General features: G+C 42.1%; 6 protein-coding genes. All 6 read left to right on the top strand.

Annotation, left to right across the window (positions count from 1 at the left end):
* Nucleotides 1-182: 182 nt before the first annotated feature.
* The gene (locus tag LJE11_RS14830; protein ID WP_118409296.1) at nucleotides 183-1,109 is read left to right on the top strand and encodes a nucleotidyltransferase family protein; all 927 of its coding nucleotides are present in this window, start codon (nucleotides 183-185) and stop codon (nucleotides 1,107-1,109) included.
* Between the two features lie 4 nt (nucleotides 1,110-1,113).
* Nucleotides 1,114-2,214 carry a phosphotransferase enzyme family protein gene (locus LJE11_RS14825; protein WP_173679498.1) on the top strand — a complete coding sequence of 367 codons (1,101 nt, stop codon included), beginning with the start codon at nucleotides 1,114-1,116 and terminating at the stop codon, nucleotides 2,212-2,214.
* Between the two features lie 338 nt (nucleotides 2,215-2,552).
* Nucleotides 2,553-3,569 carry a UDP-glucose 4-epimerase GalE gene (gene galE / locus LJE11_RS14820; protein ID WP_022380560.1) on the top strand — a complete coding sequence of 339 codons (1,017 nt, stop codon included), beginning with the start codon at nucleotides 2,553-2,555 and terminating at the stop codon, nucleotides 3,567-3,569.
* 641 nt (nucleotides 3,570-4,210) lie between these two features.
* Nucleotides 4,211-5,020 carry a carbon-nitrogen hydrolase family protein gene (locus LJE11_RS14815; RefSeq protein ID WP_118409295.1) on the top strand — a complete coding sequence of 270 codons (810 nt, stop codon included), beginning with the start codon at nucleotides 4,211-4,213 and terminating at the stop codon, nucleotides 5,018-5,020.
* A 123-nt stretch (nucleotides 5,021-5,143) separates the two neighbouring features.
* Nucleotides 5,144-7,297 (top strand): hypothetical protein, encoded by a 2,154-nt coding sequence (locus tag LJE11_RS14810; protein WP_182465155.1) that lies wholly within the window; start codon nucleotides 5,144-5,146, stop codon nucleotides 7,295-7,297.
* Nucleotides 7,298-7,630: 333 nt separating this feature from the next.
* Nucleotides 7,631-8,425, top strand: coding sequence for an HAD-IIA family hydrolase (locus tag LJE11_RS14805; RefSeq protein ID WP_055153287.1), 795 nt, complete (start codon nucleotides 7,631-7,633; stop codon nucleotides 8,423-8,425).
* The last annotated feature ends 3 nt before the right edge of the window (nucleotides 8,426-8,428 follow it).

Genomic DNA, 8,428 nt, shown 5'->3' with positions numbered 1-8,428 from the left:
GCAATCTGGAATGAATTTTGGCTACGTTACTGTGAACGGAGTGAACAGTAACGTTTGCGATTGTGAAAGGTATTATGTAACACGTTTTGACCTCGAAATCATAGTATGATAAGATGAATGTAAAAAGTTACCAGGTAATCTGAGAGTAACGAAAAACATTTAAAGAAAAGAGGAAAAAAATTATGAAGAAACCAGTATTAGTAGTTATGGCAGCAGGTATGGGAAGCCGTTACGGCGGTCTGAAACAGATCGATCCGGTGGACAAAGAGGGACACATCATCATGGATTTCTCCATTTATGATGCAGTACAGGCCGGATTCCGGAAAGTAGTATTTATTATCAAAAAAGAAAATGAGGCAGACTTCAGAAGCGCCATCGGTGACCGCCTCAGCAATCAGCTGGAAGTATCATATGTTTTCCAGAATCTTCACAATATTCCGGAAGGCTATGAAGTACCGGAAGGACGTGTGAAACCATGGGGAACCGGACATGCCGTATTAAGCTGTATCAATGAAATCGACGGACCATTCGTTGTAATCAATGCAGATGACTATTATGGAAGCCATGCATTTAAGATGGCATATGATTTCCTGACAGAGAACGAAGATACCGCAGATACTTACAGATATATGATGGTCGGCTATAAACTGGAAAATACTTTGACAGAGAATGGCCATGTGGCAAGAGGTGTGTGCGTTACAGATGAAGAAGGACATCTTCTTAAGATCAACGAGCGTACCCATATCGAAAAGCATGACGGCGGCACAGCTTATACAGAAGACGATGGAAAAACATGGACTATGCTTCCGGAAGGCAGTACAGTATCCATGAATATGTGGGGATTTTCCGCAAGTATCCTAAAAGAGCTGAAAGACAGATTCCCTAAATTCCTGGATGAGAATCTGAAAGTAAACCCGCTGAAATGCGAATATTTCCTGCCATTTGTAGTAGATGAACTTCTCGGTGAGAAGAGAGCAACTGTAAAAGTTCTGAAATCTATGGATAAATGGTATGGTGTAACCTACAAAGAAGATAAACCTGTGGTAGTAGCTGCCATTCAGAATTTAAAAGATGGAGGGCTGTATCCACAGAAATTATGGGAGGAATAATTGAGTGGAAATTAACCGGGAAATAAAGAATATCACCAGTGCATTTGTTCTGGAAGATAATCTGACAGAATGTGTTCCTTATGGAAGCGGACATATCAATGATACTTACCGACTGACTTACGGTACAGGCAAACATTATATTCTTCAGAAAATGAACAGGAGTATTTTTACCAAACCTGTGGAACTGATGGAGAATGTCAGCGGTGTTACTGCCTGGCTGAAGAAAAAGATCCAGGAAAACGGTGGAGATGTGGAGAGAGAGACTCTGAATCTTGTGATGACAAAGGATGGACTTCCTTATTATGTAGATGAGGACGGGGAATACTGGAGAGTATATTTATTCATTGAAAATGCAACATGCTATGATATGGTAAAAGATGAGGAAGATTTTTACCAGAGTGCAGTTGCTTTCGGGCATTTCCAGAGGCTGCTTGCAGACTATCCGGCAGAAACTCTTCATGAGACTATCGTAAATTTTCATAATACGGTGGACAGGCTGGATAAGTTTAAAACTGCTGTGGAAAAAGATATATGTCACAGAGCAGCAGATGTGGAAAAAGAGATTCAGTTTGTGCAGGACCGCACAGAACTGGCACATGTCCTGTGCGATATGCAGGATCAGGGAAAGCTGCCGTTGCGTGTTACACATAATGATACCAAGCTGAATAACATTATGATTGATAATGCAACGGGAAAAGCCATCTGTGTGATTGATCTTGATACTGTAATGCCGGGGCTTTCCGTAAATGATTTCGGTGATTCTATCCGCTTTGGCGCAAGTACCGGAGCAGAGGATGAGAAAGACCTGACGAAGGTGTCCTGCGATCTTCACTTGTATGAAGTTTATGTCAAAGGTTTCATTGAAGGTTGTGGCGGTGCACTGACTGAGACAGAACTGGATATGCTTCCCATGGGAGCAATCCTTATGACCTTTGAATGTGGAATGCGTTTCCTCACAGACTATCTGGAGGGAGATCATTATTTCAAGATTCACAGAGAGGGACATAATCTGGATCGTTGCAGAACACAGTTCAAACTGGTGAAAGACATGGAAGAAAAACTTTCCCGGATGAAAGAGATTGTAAATAAGTATAAACAGGTATAAAAAAATGTACATGTCCATAAAGACTTGTGTTTATGAACTGATTCGGATAGAATTATCCTGCGGGGATATGAGAAAAATCATATTTTCGCAGGATTTTCTACAATACATGATGTGCCAGGAAACGGTATTTTACAGTTCTGAATATAGGGTGCTGTAAAATACAGAGGTAAATTTTGCAGATGTGAAACAGGATATCCGCAGAATTTTATAGATTACACTCAGAATTATCAAGGATATTTCTGATACTGTGAACTAATATAGGTATTGTTGAAAGAGAAAAAAACAGAAATTGCAAAAAACAGGTATTGTAGCAGGAAGACAGGTTAGGAGGAATTATTATGGCAATTTTAGTTACAGGTGGAGCAGGCTATATTGGAAGCCATACAGTTGTAGAATTGCAGAACGCAGGATATGATGTTGTAGTTCTGGATAACTTAAGCAATGCAAGTGAGAAATCTCTGGAAAGAGTTTCCAAGATCACAGGCAAACCAGTGAAATTCTACAAAGCAGACATCCTGGACCGCGATGCTTTAAATGAAATTTTTGATAAAGAAGATATTGATTCCTGTATTCATTTCGCAGGTCTGAAAGCAGTAGGGGAATCTGTTGCCAAACCTTGGGAATATTACGAAAATAACATTGCAGGAACCTTAACACTGGTAGATGTTATGAGAAAACATAATGTAAAGAACATTATCTTCTCTTCATCTGCAACTGTATACGGAGATCCGGCAATCATCCCGATCACAGAAGAGTGCCCGAAAGGACAGTGCACAAACCCATACGGATGGACAAAATCCATGCTTGAGCAGATCCTGACAGACATTCAGAAAGCAGATCCGGAATGGAACGTAGTTCTTCTCCGTTACTTTAACCCGATCGGTGCTCACAAGAGCGGAACTATCGGAGAGAATCCAAACGGAATCCCGAACAACCTGATGCCATATATCACACAGGTTGCAGTAGGTAAACTGAAAGAACTTGGGGTATTCGGAAATGATTATGATACTCCGGACGGAACTGGTGTGAGAGATTACATTCACGTAGTTGACCTTGCAAAAGGACATGTAAAAGCTCTTAAGAAAATCGAAGATAATTCCGGATTAAGTATCTACAACCTTGGTACAGGAAAAGGTTACAGTGTTCTTGATATTGTGAAGAATTTTGAAGCTGCTACAGGTGTTAAAATTCCATATGTGATCAAGCCACGTCGTCCAGGCGATATTGCAACCTGCTATTCCGATGCTTCCAAAGCAGAGAGAGAACTGGGATGGAAAGCCGAAAACGGTATTAAAGAAATGTGTGCAGACTCCTGGAGATGGCAGTCCAATAACCCGAATGGTTATGAAGAATAATTAATTAAATCAACTGAATGCAGGTGCATTTAGCAACTTACCTGCGGAAAATCAATATCCCCCACACATGGAAGGAATGTTCATGCGTGGGGGATGTTGTTAAATTATAATCCTACTTATGACTGAGTTTTTCGGGTAAGTTATTGACTTGATTTAGAGTTTTAGTATTCAGAGTCAACTCATTTCGGGTAAGTCATTGACTTGATTTATGGTTTTAGTATTCAGAGTCAATTCATTTCAGGTAAGTTATTGACTTGATTTATGGTTTTAGTATTCAGAGTCAATTCATTTCGGGTAAGTCATTGACTTGATTTATGGTTTTAGTATTCATAGTCAATTCATTTCAGGTAAGTCATTGACTTGATTTATGGTTTTAGTATTCATAGTCAACTCATTTCGGGTAAGTCATTGACTTGATTTATGGTTTTAGTATTCACAGTCAACTCTTTTTGGGTGAGCTGTTGACTTGATTTGGAATTTTAGTATTCTTAGCCAATTTTTTTACTGAGCCATTTGACCTAAGTTAAAAGTTTAAGATTTGTAGTCAAGTGTTAACTTTATCTAACATAATTGCCACTGCATTTTTTATCGCTATAATAGATAGATTGAAAACCATGTCATTAAAACAGGAGAGGATACACATGAAAGTAGCAGCAATTCAGATGCCCACAGTAAAAGATAAAATACAAAATATCCGTACTGCCGGCACTTATATAGAAAAAATAAAGGCAGAAAATCCGGACTTTGTAATCCTTCCGGAGATGTTCTGCTGTCCGTATCAGACTGAAAATTTTCCTGTTTATGCAGAAAAAGAAGGTGGTCCATCCTGGCAGGCAATGTCTGATTATGCCAGAAAGTATCATATTTATCTGATCGCAGGTTCCATGCCGGAAGCAGATGATGTGGGAAAGGTTTACAACACTTCTTATATTTTTGACAGAGATGGAAAACAGATTGGTAAGCACAGAAAAGCTCATCTCTTTGATATCAATGTAAAAAATGGCCAGCACTTCAAGGAATCTGATACTCTGACTTCGGGAGATCATGCTACCGTGTTTGCTACTGAATTTGGGAAAATGGGTGTCATGATCTGCTACGACATCCGCTTCCCGGAGTTTGCCCGCACAATGGTACTGGACGGTGCAAGGATGATTTTCGTCCCGGCAGCATTTAATATGACCACAGGTCCGGCACACTGGGAACTGACTTTTCGTGCAAGAGCCCTTGACAATCAGATCTACATGCTTGGATGTGCTCCTGCCAGAGATACACAGGCAGGATATATTTCCTGGGGACATTCTATTGTAACAGATCCATGGGGAAAGGTTATGAAACAGTTGGGTGAGAAAGAGGGTATTTTAATAGAAGAAATAGATCTGGACCGGGAAGACCAGATCAGAGAACAGCTTCCATTATTAAAACACCGCAAATCTGAAATGTATCATTTATAGGAGAACACATTTTTTTCGCAGACAGACCATAGATCAAACACATTTGTCAGATATAGTAATACCATCAACAAAAACAAAAGAAACAGAGAAAATTCAAAATATAAAGAACAGAGAGGTATTATTATGAAATATAAACATCTGGCAATGCTCATGGGAGTTATGATAACAGCAACGTCTGTGGGCTCTACGGCAACTGCGTTTGCGGCGGATAGCAAAACAGAAAGTACTCAGGATGCAGATGACACCACAGAAGATACAGCAGAAGCATCTGACGAGAAAGCAGACGACAGCAAAGAAGAAACAAACGAAAATGAAATTCTCGGAGAAGTAAAATCTGTAGAAGATGGAAAAATCACCATTGCAGTAGGAACCAGAAAAGAAATGAGCCAGCCTGGTGAACAGCCCCAGGGTGGCGAAAATAGCGAAGCGCCGGAGAAACCGGATGGAGATGATGCAAAGGCAGATGGCGATGCCAAAGGTTCTAAAGATGCAGACAGTGAAAAAACAGACGATGCCAGCACAGACGAGTCATCAGATACAGATGAAGAAACAGAAGATACTGAATCAACGGATGACGCATCCGCAGATAACACAGACAAAGGCGAAGCGCCAGATGGTAACGGTGATGGTCAGGGAGCTCCGGACGGAGAAGCACCATCCATGTTAAATCTGACAGGCGAAGAACAGGAAATCACAGTTACAGACAGCACAGTGATTACGAAACAGTCCATGGGCGGTGGTCAGGGAGCACCTGGTGGAGAGGCGCCGGAGAAACCAGACGGAGAAGCCCCGGATAGTAACGGTCAGGCACCAGATAGTGCAGGTCAGACCGAGGAGATTACATTAGATGACATCAAAGAGGGAGACGTAGTAGCTATCACATTAGATGACGACGGAAACGCAGCAACCATCACAGTCCAGTCCATGGATATGGGCGGCGGACAGGGTGGTCCTGGCGGCCAGGCTTCCGGTGTAGACAGCTACGATGCAGCAAATGAATACAGCGAAGATGAAACAGTCTCCGATACCTCTCTGGAATCTACAGGAACAGACGAAAATGCAGCACTTGTTTCCAATGGTGCAGAGGTTACCTTCAGCAATGACGCAATCTCAAGAACATCTTCCGACAGCCAGGGCGGTGATAACTCCAGCTTCTATGGTGTAGGTGCAGCAGTTCTTGCCACAGACGGAACTGCATATGTTAAAGGCAGTACAGTAACCACAGACAGCAAAGGCGGTGCAGGACTCTTTGCATACGGTGACGGAACTGTATATGCAGCAGATACAGATATCACCACACAGCAGGATACTTCAGGCGGAATCCACGCAGCAGGTGGCGGCAAGCTCTATGCCTGGGATCTGAATGTAGAGACAAATGGCGAATCCTCCGCGGCAATCCGCAGTGACAGAGGCGGCGGAACAATGGTAGTGGACGGCGGTACTTATACATCTAACGGGGTAGGCTCTCCTGCGGTTTACTGTACAGCAGATATTGCAGTCAACAATGCAGAACTGACAGCAAATGGTTCAGAAGCAGTCTGCATCGAGGGATTAAACTCTCTGAGACTCTACAACAGCAACCTGACTGGAAATATGAGTGATGATGATCAGAATGATACCACATGGACAGTCATTCTATATCAGAGTATGTCAGGTGATTCTGAAGTAGGTAACAGCACATTCCAGATGGATGGTGGAACGATCACATCCAAGAATGGTGGCTTATTCTATACAACAAATACAGAATGTACTATCACATTAAAGGACGTAGACATCACATACAATGATGACAATGAATTCTTCCTGCAGTGCACAGGAAACAACAACCAGCGTGGATGGGGCCAGAGCGGTGCCAACGGATCTGACTGCAACTTCACAGCAGACAGCCAGGATATGAAAGGGAATGTAATCTGGGATTCCATCAGTGACCTTGATTTCTATATGACCAACGGCAGCACACTGGAAGGTGCGTTTGTCAATGACGAATCCAACGCAGGAAACGGTGGAGACGGATATTGTAACGTAGTAATTGACAAAGATTCTACATGGACAGTAACCGGCGACAGCATCATCACATCCCTGTCAAACGCAGGAACCATCACAGATGCAGACGGCAAAACAGTCTCCATCGTAGGTACAGACGGAACAACTTATGTAGAGGGTGACAGTGACTACACAATCACAGTAGGCTCCTATCAGGACAGCGCAGATACATCTGCATCTACTACAGTCGATGACTGGTCCAGCTATGAGGTGGAAAGACCGGAATCTCTGTAAAGTAAAATTCAAGTAAAATGAGAAAAAACTCATTTCCAATGCATGAATAAGGTAGAAACAGATAATTAAGACAACAGCAATAAAATCAAAATGTAAAAAAATCACGGCGAACAGTCGTGATTTTTTTATGCGCATTTAACATTTATTTGCCAAAAATAAGATTGTTGGTGATGTCAAAAAGTTTTTATAATAATGCCAGAGCGTATTTGAAAAATCATTCCCGCAATCTGCATTTTTCAAACACACTCCAGTGTCAAATGCAAAAAGTCGGTGGACAGTGCAATGACAATAAAAAGCAATATAGTTAAAAAAGAGGAGAGAAATATCAATAATATGCAGAACAATCTTGCATCAATGATAAAAGAAAAAAAACTGTTCCTTCTGGATATTGACGGAACTGTTGCTCTGGGAAGTGAACTTCTTCCGGGTGCAGCAGACTTTCTTCAGACAGTAAAAGAAAACGGTGGAATTTTCCGTTTTCTGACAAACAACTCGTCTAAAGCAGCCAGTGATTATGTAGAGCAGTTTCATGACTGGGGAATTGAAACTACGGAAGAGGAATTTATCACTGCAGGAACCTACGCCAGAGATTTCATGAAGAAATATTACGGAAACGAAAAAATCCTGGTAGCAGCTACCGAAACCTACTGCAGCGAACTGCGAAAAGCAGGTCTGAACATCACAGATCAGGCAGGAGATGATGTAGACTGCGTACTTTGCGCTTATGATACAGAGCTTACCTATGAGAAACTGGTTCAGGTCTGTAAACAGCTCACAGAGACAAAAGTTCCCTGGTTTGCAACAAATCCGGATCTGCGTTGCCCTATTGATTTCGGAATGATACCGGACTGCGGTTCCATCTGCCGGATGATTACGGCATCTGTTGGCAGAGAACCGGAATATATCGGCAAACCTGCACCCGGAATGGTATATGCCTGTCTGGAAGAAACAGGATGCACTCCGAAACAGACCCTGCTTATCGGTGACAGAATCTATACAGATATGGAATGCGGGAAACGGGCAGGCATTGACAGTTGTCTGGTGCTTACAGGCGAAGCCAGTGTAGAAGAATGGAAAAATGGTTTCCGGTGCCAGTCACTGGGGAAGCTTGCCGGATATTTTTCATAAAGA

Source organism: Blautia sp. DFI.1.216, assembly GCF_020594215.1.
Lineage (GTDB): Bacteria > Bacillota > Clostridia > Lachnospirales > Lachnospiraceae > Blautia_A > Blautia_A wexlerae.
Note: the sequence above shows the minus strand (reverse complement) of the source record. Positions and strands in the feature narration are given on the sequence as shown.